The organism is Brevundimonas sp. (assembly GCF_036400995.1).
GTDB lineage: Bacteria > Pseudomonadota > Alphaproteobacteria > Caulobacterales > Caulobacteraceae > Brevundimonas.
The window spans coordinates 22,111-37,124 of record NZ_DASWWG010000039.1 but is presented as its reverse complement, the minus strand read 5'-3'; the positions used below and the strand labels follow the sequence as shown (position 1 = coordinate 37,124).

The window sequence follows — 15,014 nt, the reverse complement described above, 5'->3', positions numbered from 1 at the left end:
CGGCCGTCCTGCCCGAGACATCCCCTTGACCGCCCAGAGCTCCGCCGCCCCCGCCCGCCCCCTGCGCATCGCTGTCGTCGGCTCCGGGATCTCGGCCCTGTCCTGCGCCTGGCTGCTGAACAGCCGCCACGAGGTGGTGCTCTACGAACGCGAGGGCCGTCTGGGCGGACACTCGAACACGGTGACGGCCCGCATGCCGGACGGCAATGTCGCGGTCGACACCGGCTTCATCGTGTTCAACGGCGCCACCTACCCCAATCTGTGCGCCCTGCTGGACCATCTGCAGGTCCCGACCCGCGAGACCGACATGTCGTTCGCCGTGTCGCTGGACGAGGGCCAGTTCGAATACGCGGCCCCGGCCCTCTTCGCCCAGCGCCGCAACATCTTCCGCCCGCGGTTCTGGAAGATGCTGTCCGAACTCGTGCGCTTCTACCGCCGCGCCCCGGGCGACATCGCCGCACTGGAAGACCCGAACATCAGCCTGGGCGACTACCTGAAATCCCAGAAGTTCGGCGCGGCCTTCCGGGACGACCACCTGCTACCCATGGCCGCCGCGATCTGGTCGTCCCCCGCCCAGACCATCAACGACTACCCGGCCCAGGCCTTCGTCCGCTTCTGTAGCAACCACGGCCTGCTGCAATTCATGAACCGGCCGATGTGGCGGACCATCGTCGGCGGCAGCCGGGTCTATGTCGAGAAGCTGGCGCAGGCCCTGGGGGGTGCGGTCCGGCTCAGCCGCGAGGTCACCGCCATCCGCCGCGTCCCGGACGGGGTCATGGTGCGCGACGCCCGCGGCGAGGAACAGCGGTTCGATCATGTCGTCATCGGCGCCCATGCCGATCAGGCCCTGGCGATGCTGGCCGAACCGACCGCCGAGGAGCGCCGCCTGCTGGGAGCCTTCCGCTACAGCCGCAACCTGACCATCCTGCACTCGGACCCCGGCCTGATGCCTAAGCGCCGCCGCGCCTGGGCCAGCTGGAACTACATGGGCGCGGAGACGGGCCTGTGCGTCAGCTACTGGATGAACAAGCTGCAGGGGCTGCCGGGAACCGACCTGTTCGTGACCCTGAACCCGCCGCGCCCGCCGCGGCCCGAGGCCCTGCTGCGCACCGAGGTGTATGAGCACCCCATCTTCGACAACGCCGCCGTCGCGGCCCAGAGGGAGCTCTGGAGCCTGCAGGGCCACGGCGGCGTCTGGTACTGCGGCGCCCACTTCGGCGCCGGCTTCCATGAGGACGGCCTGCAGTCCGGGCTCGCCGTCGCCGAGCAACTGGGCGGCGTGCGCCGGCCGTGGGAGGTCGCCGACGAAAGCGGGCGCATCCATCTGACCCCCGCCCGCCAGCCAGAGCGCCTGAGCGCATGAAACCGGCCGGAAGCCTGTATCGGGGTGAGGTCACGCACCGCCGCGTGCGTCCGCGCGTGCACAGCTTCCGCTACCGGCTGTTCTGGGTCCTGCTGGATATCGACCGCCTTGACGAGGCGGCGCGATCGACGCGCCTGTTCTCGATCGGCCGCTTCAACCTGCTGTCCTTCCGGCCCCGCGACCACGGCGACGGGACGGAGACGCCACTACGCGCACAGGCGCAGGCCCGGCTGCGCGCGGCCGGAATCACCGATGCGGACGGACCGATCCGCCTGCTGACCCTTCCCCGTATGCTGGGCTTCGTCTTCAATCCGATCAGCGTCTGGTACGCGCACCGGTCGGACGGCCGGCTGGCGGGCGTGATCTATGAGGTCACCAGCACCTTCGGCGAGCGGCGTTCCTATGTCCTTCCCGCCGACGGTGAACTGTTCCGACAGGGGTGCGAGAAGACTCTGCACGTCTCGCCCTTCATGAAGATGGACATGACCTACGCCTTCAAGGGGCGGGCGCCGGACGAGTTCATGCATCTGACCATCGACGGCCATGACCCGGACGGCCTGCTGATCGCCACGGCCATGCAGGGCCGGCGGCGCGCGCTGGATGACCGGGAAATCCTCAGGGCCGCACTCGCCCTGCCGTTCGAGACCCTGAAGGTGGTGGCCGCCATCCACTGGGAGGCCCTGCGGCTGTGGTTCAAGGGGGTCCCGCTCGCGCCGGACCCCAAGAAGGCCTCAGCCGATCGCGGAACAACCGTTCCGGCCGAGTGATCCGTCGATGTTCAGCGTCGCGTCCGCATTTTCCATGACGCCGAGGCTGCACACCTTCACCCCGTGATCCGCCTCCAGCGACGCCAGCCAGGCGAAGGTCTCGCGGCCGGGCGCCTGGGACATCTGGATGCCCAGGCCGCCGCCCGGCGCCATGGTGGTTACGACCGTCAGCCCCGCCGTCTCCGCCGTACGGCGCACCAACGGCTCCAGCCCTTCGCCACCGCTCGAGGCCGGCGTCGAAGCCGGCGCGACGATGCGCAGGCCGGATCGCACCTCGGCCAGCGTGGTCTCGGCCTGGACACGACGATCCGCCGCCCCGACCTGCCAAGCCTGGACCGGCCGCACGACGACCAGCCAGACCAGAACCGCCAGGGCCAGAACGCCCATAACCATGAGCAGGCGCCGCTCGCGAACGGTGCGGCCGTCCCACCAGCCGTGGGCGCGGGCAAGAAGGGTGTTCATCGGGCGGCTCCGATCGTGATGTCGCTGACCACGCGTCCGGCGTTGTCCTCGGTTCCGGTCTCGGTGACGGTCAGGCCCGCGCCGCGCATGGCGCTGTCGATGGTCCTGACGTCGCTGTAGTCCGGGTGGGTGACGCTGGCCTTCATCCCGTCTTCCGGGTCGACCACCAGCATGTCCAGTTCGGCGTCCGGCACACCTTCCACGGCGGTGAACAGGGCGGCGGTCGCAGCCATCACGCCACCCGGCGGCGGCGCGGCGCGCACCCGCCCCCGCAGGGCGGCGACCGGGTCAGGGGTGCGGGCCAGCTCCGGATCGACCCGGGCGATTTCGGCAAGGGCCTGATCCTGTGCGCGGGCGGCGGTCATCTCGTCCCGCGCGGCGCCGGCGATCATCAGAACCAGCGGCGAGACCAGAACGGCGCCGGCCAGCGCGGCCGCCCGCCCCCAGCCCCGGCGGCCTTCGGCCTTCTCGCGGGCCCGGGCCGGCGTCAGATCGACGGCAGGCGCAAGCGCGGCCTGCACCAGTGTCCGCTCCACAGCCGCGGCGTCATCGATCGGCTCGATGCTTCGCCCGGCAGCGACGATATCCACCAGATCCGGCTGCACCGAGGCCGCGAACCGTCGACCACGAAGGGCGATCGAGCCGCCGAAGGCGACGGCGGTCAGCGTATCCTCGAACGGTTCGTCCAGCGTCAGCACATCGGGAACCAACGCGTCCGCCCGCACCCCGAGCGCGGCCAGATAATCACTCCATGCGTCCAGCAAGGACTGGCTGACCACGGCGACCAGCCTCGGCTCGCCCGCGACGGGGACCGGCCCCAGCGCGACCGACAGGCGGTCGGCCGGCGCGGCCAGATCATCCTTCAGGCCCCAAAGCGCGGCGGCCCGCTGCTGCGCTGCGCTGCCCGGCGGCAGGTCGAGCCAGCGGATCAGGACATCCGCGCCAGGCGCCACGGCGACCGTGCGCATGAGCTCCGGGCGCTCCACAGCGTCCAGCGCCAGCACGCCGCGCTCCAGCACATAGCCTCCGGCCCCGATCACGAGATAGGGCGCGGGTTCGCCCGCGAGGGCGGGGATCAGGATCAGACGGGTCGGCTTCATTCTTCCGGAGTCCAGCGCTGGATGACGGTGCGGACGGCGCCGTCGGGACGGGCCTCCAGCAGGGCGGTGCGGACGGCGCGCGCGCCGCCGTAATCAACATTCACCCGAAGGCGGAAAAAGCGGGTCAGGACAACGGCCTGCGCGCGGGTTTCATCGTCGGGCGTGAAGCCGGAAAGAGACGATTGCCTCCAAAAGGCTTCCCCATTCGCCCAACCTCCCCGGGGGCGGCGGGCGACGACGGCGCGCGCCTGTTCAGGCGTCAACGCGCCGAGGGTCAGCATGGACAGCAGCGGCGCCTGCTCCGGCGTCAGGGTGTTCACATTGAGTGGCGACAGCTGGCTGGTCGGCAGGGCGCAGACCCACGGGCGAAGACGGCGGTAGGTGTCGGCGTCGACGCCCTTGACCGCGCGCAACTCGCTGGCCTCGGCCATCATCACCCCGGCGGTGCGATAGGGCGTGGACAGGCCCGCATAGGCGCCGTCCTCGGCGCCCAGCGGCAGGGCGGTGTTGTCGGCGTCCAGCCAGTCGGTCAGGGCGTCGGCGATGGCGCGCATGCGGCTGTCCGGCACGCCGACCGCCCGGCCCAGTGCGCGGAACTGAGCCGCCCCCTCCGGCCGGGCGACCAGATCCTCGCCCACGCCCAGCACGACGCTGTTCAGGTTGAAACAGGCCTGCCCGTCCCACACCGTGGCGCTGATCGCGCCGTTCTCGATCGGGAAGTCCAGACGACGGCCGTTCCACTCCGGCTGCAGCGGCGTCCGCAGCGGGTCCATCTGCATCAGTCGCCCGATGCGCGCCCGCGCCATCAGCTCCGCGCCGGAGGCCAGCCACTGGGCCTGCCCCCCGGTCTCGGCATTGGTGGCGCGCCGCACCGAGAAGCGGACGTCGTCCAGCAGGGCCACGGCGACGACCGACATCACCGCCACCAGCAGAAGGACGGTCAGCAGGGCCATGCCCTCGCGATCCTTGCGGCGGCTCATCGCCCGCCTCCGACAAGGAACAGCTGCTCGACCGGGCCATAGCCGTCCAGCGTCAGGGTCAGGCGCACGGCGTCCGGCAGCGGGCGGTCGAGGGTCGAGGTGAAGGCGGGCGCCGCCTCTCCGTCCCGGATGAAGGCGACCGTCACGTCCCGGACGCCGCGATACAGCACCTGCGGCGGTCCCGGCCGCGCCCCGTCCAGTTGATCGGCGACGCGCCGCTCCAGCCGATCCCCGACCAGCCGGTACTCGACCCGTTGCAGCGAAGGCCGGGCGCGCTCGCCCGGATTGCTCCAGCCCGCGCGGGTCAGCGTGAGGATCGGGTCGACCGGCGTCATCGCCCCGAACATCGCCTGCGGGGCGGGACGGCCGGTCACGCCTCGCGCCCGCCGTCCGGCCGCCTGGCCGATGTCCGCGCGCAGCAGGGCCCGCATCCGCTGCAGGTCGCCGACCCGGTCGCTCTGCGCCTTGACCGCAAAACGGTTGTCCACGGTGACGGCCAGCACCGCCGCCCCCGCCGCCGCCAGCAGGGCGAAGATCAGCAGGGAGATCAGCACCTCCACAAGGGTGAAGCCGGCCCGGTTCACGGATTGCGCCTCCGGAACAGGGTGCGATCGGCCGCCTGCCCTTCCTCGTCCCGCACACGCACGTCGATGCGCAGCAGGTCAGGGTCTGCGGTGGCGCTGACCGCGCGGGTCCAGCCCCAGCGACGCCCGCCCAGATCGGACTGGCCAGACGTTTCGCCCTCGCCCAGCGACGGCGCGACCGCCGCTTCAATGGCGACGTTTTCGGCGACCATGCCGCCCAGCGTGCGGGTCTCCACGCGCTGCGCCGAGCGGGTGCTTTCGCCGGACAGGTTCAGCAGGGCCATGGCGGCCAGGCTGAAGACCGCCAGCGCCACCAGCATCTCGACCAGGGTGAAGCCGCCGCGCTCAGCCATCGACGCGCACCTCTCCGGCGCCGTCGACCGACACGGTCCGGCTGCGCCCCTCCCGGGCCAGGGTCAGGCGGGCCGGGTCGGCGACGCCGGACGGATCGAACACCACGCGAACGGCGGACTCGACAGGAGACACGGTCGCGCCCTCGCTCCACGCCTCGGCGCGAAACGGGCCGTCGGCCAGAGGCGTCCATTGCAGGCCGTCAAAAGTCGAGAAGGCATAGCCCTGCGTCGTCGCCTCAACGGCGACCGACCGGTTGGTCAGGATGGCTTCCTCACGCGCCCGCACCAGCCGCGCCGCAAAGGTCTCGGCCTCGGTCGCCACCGCCGGTTTCGGATCGGGCAGGGTCAGCACGACGGCGCCCGCCGCCAGCCCGATGATGGCCACGACCATCAGCAGCTCGACCAGGGTGAAGCCCTGACGGGCCTTATCGCCAGTTGCCGATGTCCGCGTCATTGCCCTCACCCCCTTCACGACCGTCGGCGCCGAACGACCAGACGTCGAACGCGCCGCCGTGCCGGCTCTGGCGGCTGAACTGATAGTCCGCGCCCCACGGGTCCTTGGGCAGGCGCCGGATGTAGCCGCCCTGACGATAGCGTTCCGGATTGGCCAGACCGGCCGGCGCCGTCACCAGCGCCTCAAGGCTGTCCGGGAAGGCCAGGTTGTCGAGACGGTAGGTCTCGATGGCCTGTTCCAGCGTCGCGATGTCCGCCCGCGCCTTGCCGACCATGGCCTTGTCCTGGCTCGGCAGGACGTTGATCACCACCACGGTGGCCAGCAGGCCGATGATCACGATGACCACCATCAGCTCGACGAGCGTGAAGCCCGAACGCTTGCGGCGTTGAGCAGTTTTCTTCTCGGATTCAATCATCACGGTAGGTCTCTTCAGCCCATGGCCAAGGTGTTGATCTGCAGGATGGGCAGCAGGATCGACAGCACGATCACCGCCACGACGCCGCCCATGACCACGATGATCGCCGGCTCCAGCAGGCTCAGCATCACCGCGGTGAAGGTCGAGAATTCGCGCTCCAGATAGTCGGCGGCGCGCTCCATCATCGATTCCAGCCGCCCGCTGCTTTCGCCCGAGGCGGTCATGTAGACGAGGATCGGCGGGAAGACGTCGGCGCGACGCATGGCGGCGGACAGGCCGCCCCCTTCCCTCACCGCCTCGGCCATGGTCTCGGTCGCCTGGCGCAGGCGGCGGTTGGACACGGTGCGGGCGGTGATGGTCAGCCCCTCCAGCACCGGCAGGCCCGAGGTGAGCATGGTCGCCAGCGTCCGCGCCATCTTCGCCCCGTGCAGGTCGCGCGCCAGCCGCCCCACCAGCGGCAGTTTCAACAGAAGGGTGTCGGCCCGCAGCCGGATCGCCGGATTGCGCAGGGCGACGGCGCCCAGAAGCCCCACCAGCACCAGCAACAGGATCATCAGCCAGCCCCAGTCCCGCATGCCGTTCGACACGCCGATCACCACCCGCGTCAGCAGCGGAAGGGTCTGGTTCATGCTCTCGAACTGGTCGACCACCTTGGGCACGACGAAGGCCATCAGGGCGACGATGACGCCCAGCGCCACCACGGCCAGAACGGCCGGATAGACCAGGGCCGTGATCACCTTGCCCCGCACCTGCTGGTCCCGCTCCAGCCCGTCGGCGAGACGCTCGAGGATCGGCTGCAGGGCGCCCGAGGCCTCGCCCGCCGACACCATGGCGCGGTACAGTGGCGGGAAGGCCTGTCCCTGCAGTCCCATGGCGTCCGACAGGCGCCGCCCTTCCAGCACGCCCGCGTGCACGCCTTCCAGCACCCGGCGCACGGCCGGCCGGTCGGCCTGAAGGGCGATGGTGCGCAGGGCCTCCTCAAGCGGACTGACCGAGACCAGGGTCGCCAGTTGGCGGGTGGTCAGCGCCAGGGTGCGGGCGTCCAGCTTCGCCCCCTTTGCCGAGGGCGAGGCTGCGCGGGCGGCTCCGGTGCGCGCGGGCAGGATCTCCAGCGGAATCAGGCGGCGCTTGCCCAGCAGGGCCCGGGCGGCGACCTCGTCCGCGGCCGTCACCGCGCCGGACACCGTCCGGCCGCCGGCGTCCACCGCCACATAGTCGAAGCTCGCCATCAGGCGGCGACCTCGGCCCCGGCGGGCTCATGCGCCTCGCTCGTCTCCTGACGGGTGACGCGGACCGCCTCCTCGACCGAGGTGACGCCGCTCAGGACCAGATCGCGCGCCCGCTGGCTGAGCGTGCCCGACGTGTCGAAGGCGGCAGCGGCGATCGCCTCTTCCCCGGCTTCCGAGGCGATCAGGCGGCGCACGCGGTCATCAACGCGAATGGTCTCGTACAGGCCGACACGACCGACATAGCCGGTGTTCTGACAGTGCGGGCAGCCGTGGGGACGCCAGACGGTGTCGCCCTTCTTCACCCCCGCCAGCCTGGCCGTCGCCTTGTCGGCGGGCTCGGCCGTACGGCACTCGCCGCACAGGCGGCGCACCAGACGCTGGGCCACGATGAGCCGCAGGGTCGAGGCCAGCAGGAAGGGCTCGATACCCATGTCGCGCAGGCGGGTGATCGCCCCGACGGCGTCATTGGTGTGCACCGTCGACAGCACCAGATGGCCGGTCAGCGAGGCCTGAACGGCGATGCCCGCTGTCTCAACGTCACGGATTTCCCCGACCATGACCACGTCCGGGTCCTGACGCAGGATGGCGCGCAGGCCGGCGGCGAAGGTCATGCCGACCTTGGTGTTCACTTGGGTCTGGCCGATGCCGTCGATGGCGTATTCGACCGGGTCCTCGACGGTCAGGATGTTTCGGGTGGCGTCGTTCAGCAGGCTGAGTCCGGCATAGAGCGAGGTGGTCTTGCCCGAACCGGTCGGCCCGGTGACCAGGATGATCCCGTTCGGCTCCTTCAGCGCGGCGCGGAAGGCCTCCAGCGCGTCCGGCGCCATGCCCAGTTGCTCCAGCGACAGCCCCGCCTGGTCCTTGTCGAGGATCCGCAGCACGACCCGCTCGCCCGCGCGTGACGGCAGGGTCGAGACCCGCACGTCCAGCGTCTTGCCGCCCAGCGCCAGCGGGATGCGGCCGTCCTGCGGGACCCGCTTCTCGGCGATATCCAGCCGCGCCATGACCTTGATGCGCGACACCAGCAGCGGGGTGATGCGTGGGCTCAGCGTCAGCGCCTCGCGCAGGACGCCGTCCACGCGCATGCGCACGATCAGGGCGCTCTCGAAGGGCTCGAGATGGATGTCCGAGGCGCCCGTCCGCACCGCCTCGGCGATCACGCCGTTGATCAGGCGGATGACCGGGGCGTCGTCAGCGGTGTCCAGCAGGTCGGCGGCGGCGGGAATGTCGTCGATCAGCCCGTCCAGACCACCCGGCATGGCCAGGTCGTCGCCGTCGGCCGCGTTCAGATGATCCCCCGCATAGACTTCCGACAACTGCCGGTCGAAGGCGGCCTGCGGCAGGGATTCGATCCGCAGCGGACGCCCCAGCGCCCGCCGGGTCTCGATCAGGGCCGACGGGTCCGCGCCCTCGCGCAGGCCGACGACCGCGATCTCGCCCGCGTCGAGCAGGATCACGCCGTGCCGCTTGGCGAAGCCGTAGGGCAGCGTCGGATTGACGAGGGTGATCACCGGATCACTCCTGCGGCGCGGGCGCGGCGGGCGGCAGCGGCGAGATCACCACCTCGCCCGGGACCAGCGACGGGGCCGGAGCCACCGGAGCCTGGGTCCGCATGTAGTCGCGCAGCATCTCGTCCAGGCTGGGTTCGCGCGTCGGATCGTTGGCGATCTGCTGGTCGCGCATATAGCCCCAGCGGTCCGCCGCCAGTTGCTGGGCGTCGGCGCTGGACCGGACGATCGTCGGGCGCAGGAAGACCATCAGATTGGTGCGGCCGCGCTGGCGGCTGGTCGAACGGAACAGGGCGCCGATGCCCGGCAGGTCTCCCAGCCCCGGAATCTTGTCCACCGCCAGACGGTCGTTCTGGTCCAGCAGGCCGCCGGCGACGGCGATGTCGCCGTCATCCACGACCAGCGTCGTCTCCAGCTCGCGCTTGTTCAGCACCAGATCGCTGGCGGAGGTCGTCAGCAGGCCGTTGATGCTCGACACCTCCTGCCGCAGGTGCAAGGTGATGGAGCCGCCCGCGTTGATCTGGGGCCGGACCACCAGCTTGACGCCGATGTCCTGACGCTGGGTCGTGCGGAACGGATTGGAGTTGCCGTCCAGCAGGGCCTCGCCCGTGGTGATCGGCACTTCCTGACCGACCAGAATGGTCGCTTCCTCGTTGTCGAGGGTCATCAGCGAGGGGGTCTGCAGCAGGTTGGACCCGTCGTCCGACTTGGCCGCATTGATGATGAAGCCGAAAAGGCCGTCGCCGATCGTGCCGCCCGCCCCGCCGACAAAGCCGTTGGCGCCCAGCAGGGAGTTGAGGGCGAGGTTCTGCAGTTGCTCCCGCAGCGGATCGTCCTGATCCAGTTGCGTCGCCGCCGCGCCGCCCGCGATCGGCAGCAGCGGAGTCGCGCTGTCGCTGTAGTTGGTCAGGCCGACCGGCGCGCCGTCCTCCCCGGCCAGCAGCCACTGGACGCCCAGCTCACGCACGGCGGTGTCGCTGAGCTCGACCACGATGGCCTCGATCAGGACCTGCTGACGGCGCTGGTCCAGCTGACGGATGACCTCGGCCAGCTGCCGCTGCGTGTCGGCCGGAGCCGAGATCACCAGGGCGTTGGCGCCGGGGAAGCGGGCGATGGTGGCGCGCTGGCCGGGCGCGGCCGGGGCAACCGTGGTGGTCGCGGCCGGAGCCGCGGCGCCGTCAGCGCCCGCCGCCGGGGTCGCATTGGCCTGGGCCGGAGTGATCGGCTGGCCGACGATCTGCTGCAGCACCGGCAGCAGTTGCTCGGCGTTGGCGTGCTGCAGGAAGACGACCTGCACGTCATCCGCAGAGCGGGCGCGGCGATCGAGGTCCTCGACCAGCGGCCGGACCCGCGCCACGGCGGCGGGATCACCGCGCAGGACGATGGAGTTGGAACTGTCGACCGGGGTCACCGACACCATTCCCTGTCCCGGCTGACCGCCCGGAGGCGCCAGCACCGACTGGAGGACGGCCGCGATCTCACGCGCCGAGGAGTTTTCCAGCGTCACCACCTCGAAGCTGGAGCGATCCACGTCGATCCGCGCCACCAGCGCCCGGATACGGGCCAGGTTGTCGGCGAAGTCGGCAACGACGACGCTGTTGCCGCCGGGGTTGGCCAGCACCTGCCCCTGCGCCCCGACCAGCGGCCGGATGGTCTCGGCGGCCGAGGCGGCGTCGATGTTGCGAAGCTGGAAGACCTCGGTGGTGAAGCGCTCGCCGCCGACCGTGGTCGGGCCCTGGGCCGCACCCTGGGCCGGGCTGATCCGATAGGCGCCCGAACCGGTCTGGGTAACGACCAGACCGTTGGCGCGCAGGGTCGACAGGAAGACCTCGAACAGCTCGGAGCGCGACAGCGGCCGGTCGCTGGTCACCGTCACCGTCCCCGTCACCGCCGGGTCGACGATGAAGGTGCGGCCGGTCATGCGGGCCACGTCCTGGATGAAGGCGCGAATGTCGGCGCCCTGCACGTTCAGGGTCTGGCGCTGGTTCGCCTGCGCCATGGCCGGGGCGGCGGCCAGCGGGCCCTGGGCGATCATTAGTCCGGCCAGAACGGCGCAGACGGCATTGCGGCTCATGCGATTCACCGGGCGGTCCTTATGGTGGTGGTGCGCTCCTGACCGCCCCGCTCGAAGCGGATTTCGGCCGAGGCGCTCTCGGCGAGATTGCGGCGCAGGTCGGCGATCCGCCCGGCGCTGTTCAGTTCGATGCCGTTTACGGCGAGGATCACATCCCCGCCCTGAAGGCCCGCGGCGCGCAGGGCCGGGCTGTCCCCGGCGGCGTTGACGGTGAAGCCGTTGACCGCCAGCCCGCGCATGCGCGGGCGCAGCGACGCCTGCGACATCAGTTGCGCCGGATCGACGGTCGCGGCGGCCGGAGCGGCGGCGGGCGCCAGCGCCGGCGGGGCGACCACCTGGTCCCCGGACGGCGGCGGCGGCGGAGCCGCGGCGCCGACCGGAGTCTCGGCGAAGATCAGGCGGCTCAGCGCGCCGTTGCGCGACAGGACGACATGGTCGGGCCCGACCGCCTGCAGCTTCAGGCCCGGCTCGACCTCCTCGCCGACGCCGACGGAAATCTGCCGTCCGTCGGCCAGGCCGATGATGGCTGAACCACCGCCGACGCCGTCGGCCCGTACGCCGAACAGGCGCATCTGGCTGCTGCCGGTCGCGGTGTCCTCGGCCATGCTCGACTGGCCGCCGGTGCGGAAGAAGGCGTCGAAGCGCTGGAAGATGGAGGTGTCCGCCGGACGGACCGCCGCGGGCGCGTCGACCGACGCGGCAGGCGCAGGCTCCACGAAGAGCCAGACCAGACGCCCGCCCTGCACCAGCAGCACGGCGACCAGAAGCCCTTCGACGAAGGGGCGAAGACGGACCGGACGCGCCGCCACATCCTGCGCGAACGCGCGGGCGGAGGAGCTCCAGTTGTGAAGACCAGCGATCACGAGAGGGACGCCCGACACGGGCCCCGACGGCCCGAAGCGTCCTTAGACCAATCGTCCGGGTTCGGGCTTCACGGCCAAATGACGGCGCGGCGAACTTGCCGTGACAGTTGCACCGGGGACGGAGTGACCGTCACGGAAACGGCACATGAAAAAAGGGCCGACTCCGGATGGAGTCGGCCCTCTGTGACTGGATCAGAAGCGGGCGGTCAGGCTGACCGAGCCGCTCGTGCCCAGTTCATAGCCGTTGATGATCACCCGGTTTCCGAGCTCCTGGTACTCCAGGAATTCTTCACCCAGCAGGTTCCGCAGTTCGACGGCGACGCCGTACTCACGGCCCGCGTAGTCGAAGTCGCGGCGGTAGACGAAGTCGAGCGAGACGCCCGGCTCCTGGATCAGGTCGGGCTCGCCCGGACGGCCGCGCGCCGAGGTGCGTTCCGACACATAGTTGGCGATCAGGGTCGCCTGCGAGCGGGCGGTGTCGTCTTCCCAACCCAGTTGCAGGTTGGCGACGTGCTCCGACTGGCCCTGCAGGCGGCTGCCGTCGACCACATAGAACGAGGCCGGCTGGGCGACGCCCAGGCTGTTCTGGGTGATGACGGTGTCACCGGCGTCGACGTTCACCTGCGAGTCCGACCAGGTGTAGTTGGCCTGCACCAGCCAGCGCTTGTTGGCGATGAAGTCCATGTCCGAACCGAACTCGAAATACTTCTTCACCTCGACCTCGGCGCCCATGATCGTGGCGTTCGGGGCGTTCAGGAAGGTCTGCGAGATCGACGAGCCCTGGTCCACGACGCTCGACTCGATGGGCTTGTCGAGGTCCTTGTAGAACAGGCCGGCGGTCACATACTGCTCGCGGGCGAAGTACCATTCCCAGCGCGCATCGACGTTCAGGATCTCGGTGTCGACCAGGTACGGGTTGCCGATGAAGGTCCGGTCGCTTTCGACGTCCGTGTACTGTTGCGGCGCCAGTTCGCGGAACTGCGGACGACCGATGGTCTTCGAGGCGCCGAGGCGGAGCTGCATGTCCTCGGCGAAGTTCCAGGTGATGGTGCCGGCCGGAAGGATGTACTCCTCCTCGATCTCGGTCGGCAGGAAGCCGGTCGAGCCGCCGAACAGGTCACGCGGGGTGACCGTCTGTTCGCCCTGCTCGAAGCGGACGCCGAAGTTCAGGTTGACCAGCGGGATCACTTCCGCCGCCACCTGGGCGTAGGCGGCCAGGACTTCCAGCTGGCCGTTGAAGGCGGCCGCGCCGTTGGCGCCGGTGATTTCCTCGATCTGCAGGTACGGCCCGATGTTGGCGTCCGAGAACAGGTAATCGACGCGCGATTCCAGCTGGTCCTGCGTCAGGCCGTTGGGCGCGATGAAGCGCAGGGTGCGCTGTTCGGATTCACGGTTGTTGTCCGAATAGGCGACGCCGAACGAGAAGACGGCCTCGCGGGCGTCCGACAGCGGCAGGGTATAGTGGACATCAGCGCCGGCCGAGACGACATCGTCTTCCAACTCGCTGAACGAGATGGCGTTGGTCTCGATGTCGTGGATCCAGTCGCCGGCGACGTTCTGGCCGTAGCCGAAGCGGCTTTCGTACGGCGCATCGCGCGAGGTCAGGGCGTAGGCCGCGCGCCAGTCGAACTCCCATTCCCCGGCGGACCCGAAGGTGTGTTCGCCGGTCAGTTGGGTCGAGAAGAGCTGACGGACGAACCATTCGGTGTTGTCCGTGCGGCGCTGGCCGCCCGAGGCGTCATCGAAGCCGGCCTCCGAACGGGCCTCCTTGGTGACGTTGCGGACGTAGAGGTTCGTCCACTTCAGGGTGCTGTGCTCGGTCGTCAGGCTGAGCGCGCCCAGCAGGTTCAGCGTCAGGTCGTTCTGGTTCGACTCGAAGCCGAAGTCGTTGGCGGTCACCAGGGCGCCGCTGTCGATGCGGCCCGACTGGCGGACGCCGCGACGGCCGGTCCATTTGTTGTCGTACGAGGCGACGAAGACGCCGCCGACGGTGCCGAATCCGGTCTCGGCGCTGGTCCCGCCGGTGAAGCGCAGGCCGAAGTTCGCCGGGGTCGTCTCACTCTGCAGCAGACGCAGCGGGGCGTTGACCAGCGACTGACCCATCAGGCGCAGTTCCGTGGCCGTGAAGTTGGCGGCGGACACGCGCTCGCCGCTGTTGAAGCCGAGCTGCAGCAGGCCCGGCACGTCGCGGGTGCCGTCGTCGAAGCTCGTGAAGTCGGTGCGCGAGCCGTAGTAGATCAGCGACTCCTTGCCCGAGGTCTCGGTGTTGCCGCTGACCGAAGCCTGCATGCTGAAGAAGGGGTCGACCGGGGTGTCGATGGTCTGCAGGTCGACCACGCCGCCGCCGAACTCGCCGGGGTAGGACACCGAATAGGTCTTCTGGACGGTCATGCCGGCGAGGATTTCGGCCGGGAACAGGTCGAGCGGAACGACGCGTTGCAGCGGCTCGGGGCTCGGCAGCGGGGAACCGTTCAGCAGGGCCGACGAGTAACGCTCGCCCAGACCCCGCACATAGATGAAGCGGCCTTCAACGACCGACAGGCCCGTCACGCGGGCCAGGGCGCCGGCGGCGTCGGCGTCGCCGGTGCGCTGCAGGTCTTCGGCGGTCAGGAAGGCGGCGACTTCCGGGCTCTCGCGGTTGGGCTGGGGAATGTAGCGGCCGAGAACGACGACCTCGCCGAGGTCGGTCTCGCTGTCCACCTGCGGCTCGGCCTGCTGGGCCGGCGTCTGGGTGGTGGGGGCGGTCTGCGCCAGGGCGGCGCCCGGCGCGACCAGGGCGGTGGTGGCGAGCAGCAAGCCGCCGAGGGTGAATTTCACGGTCTTCATGGTCTGCGCCTCGAAGGAGTCAACGGAAGGGATCGG

At 70.2% G+C, this 15,014-nt stretch carries 14 protein-coding genes; 2 read left to right on the top strand and 12 right to left on the bottom strand.

Features of this window, described 5'->3' with window-relative positions; all coding sequences use genetic code 11:
* The first annotated feature begins 25 nt into the window (after nt 1–25).
* Together VGE03_RS05430 and VGE03_RS05425 are read left to right on the top strand one after the other, a co-directional pair.
* Complete coding sequence (locus VGE03_RS05430; RefSeq protein WP_414644894.1) at nt 26–1,363, top strand: NAD(P)/FAD-dependent oxidoreductase; 1,338 nt, start codon at nt 26–28, stop codon at nt 1,361–1,363.
* Entirely contained in the window at nt 1,360–2,130 is a 771-nt protein-coding gene (locus VGE03_RS05425; RefSeq protein ID WP_331045453.1) for a DUF1365 domain-containing protein, read from the top strand. Before VGE03_RS05430 ends, VGE03_RS05425 begins: the two co-directional genes overlap by 4 nt.
* On the opposite strand, the gene gspM is transcribed toward VGE03_RS05425, so the two are convergent.
* From gspM to VGE03_RS05365, 12 genes are all read right to left on the bottom strand, one after another.
* Nucleotides 2,095–2,592: a type II secretion system protein GspM gene (gene gspM / locus VGE03_RS05420; protein WP_331045452.1), complete on the bottom strand. Its 498-nt coding sequence runs from the start codon at nt 2,590–2,592 to the stop codon at nt 2,095–2,097. The two genes, VGE03_RS05425 and gspM, sit on opposite strands and share 36 nt — an antisense overlap.
* Complete coding sequence (gene gspL / locus VGE03_RS05415) at nt 2,589–3,692, bottom strand: type II secretion system protein GspL (RefSeq protein WP_331045451.1); 1,104 nt, start codon at nt 3,690–3,692, stop codon at nt 2,589–2,591. Before gspL ends, gspM begins: the two co-directional genes overlap by 4 nt.
* On the bottom strand, nt 3,689–4,672 hold the full coding sequence (gene gspK / locus VGE03_RS05410) for a type II secretion system minor pseudopilin GspK (RefSeq protein WP_331045450.1): 984 nt from the start codon (nt 4,670–4,672) through the stop codon (nt 3,689–3,691). Before gspK ends, gspL begins: the two co-directional genes overlap by 4 nt.
* Nucleotides 4,669–5,256, bottom strand: coding sequence for a type II secretion system minor pseudopilin GspJ (gene gspJ, locus VGE03_RS05405; protein WP_331045449.1), 588 nt, complete (start codon nt 5,254–5,256; stop codon nt 4,669–4,671). The genes gspK and gspJ overlap by 4 nt, the downstream gene beginning before the upstream one ends.
* Nucleotides 5,253–5,609, bottom strand: a complete 357-nt coding sequence (gspI, locus tag VGE03_RS05400; protein WP_331045448.1) for a type II secretion system minor pseudopilin GspI — start codon at nt 5,607–5,609, stop codon at nt 5,253–5,255. Before gspI ends, gspJ begins: the two co-directional genes overlap by 4 nt.
* Nucleotides 5,602–6,063: a GspH/FimT family pseudopilin gene (locus VGE03_RS05395; RefSeq protein ID WP_331045447.1), complete on the bottom strand. Its 462-nt coding sequence runs from the start codon at nt 6,061–6,063 to the stop codon at nt 5,602–5,604. Before VGE03_RS05395 ends, gspI begins: the two co-directional genes overlap by 8 nt.
* On the bottom strand, nt 6,035–6,478 hold the full coding sequence (gspG, locus tag VGE03_RS05390) for a type II secretion system major pseudopilin GspG (protein WP_331045481.1): 444 nt from the start codon (nt 6,476–6,478) through the stop codon (nt 6,035–6,037). Before gspG ends, VGE03_RS05395 begins: the two co-directional genes overlap by 29 nt.
* A 14-nt stretch (nt 6,479–6,492) precedes the next feature.
* The gene (gene gspF / locus VGE03_RS05385; protein WP_331045446.1) at nt 6,493–7,707 is read right to left on the bottom strand and encodes a type II secretion system inner membrane protein GspF; all 1,215 of its coding nucleotides are present in this window, start codon (nt 7,705–7,707) and stop codon (nt 6,493–6,495) included.
* Nucleotides 7,707–9,218 (bottom strand): type II secretion system ATPase GspE, encoded by a 1,512-nt coding sequence (gene gspE, locus VGE03_RS05380; RefSeq protein ID WP_331045445.1) that lies wholly within the window; start codon nt 9,216–9,218, stop codon nt 7,707–7,709. The genes gspF and gspE overlap by 1 nt, the downstream gene beginning before the upstream one ends.
* 4 nt (nt 9,219–9,222) lie before the next feature.
* A complete protein-coding gene (gene gspD / locus VGE03_RS05375; RefSeq protein WP_331045444.1) occupies nt 9,223–11,289 on the bottom strand; it encodes a type II secretion system secretin GspD in 2,067 nt (688 codons plus the stop codon).
* 5 nt (nt 11,290–11,294) lie between these two features.
* Nucleotides 11,295–12,152 (bottom strand): type II secretion system protein N, encoded by an 858-nt coding sequence (locus tag VGE03_RS05370; protein WP_331045443.1) that lies wholly within the window; start codon nt 12,150–12,152, stop codon nt 11,295–11,297.
* Between the two features lie 192 nt (nt 12,153–12,344).
* Nucleotides 12,345–14,978 carry a TonB-dependent receptor domain-containing protein gene (locus tag VGE03_RS05365; protein ID WP_331045442.1) on the bottom strand — a complete coding sequence of 878 codons (2,634 nt, stop codon included), beginning with the start codon at nt 14,976–14,978 and terminating at the stop codon, nt 12,345–12,347.
* Between the last annotated feature and the right edge of the window lie 36 nt (nt 14,979–15,014).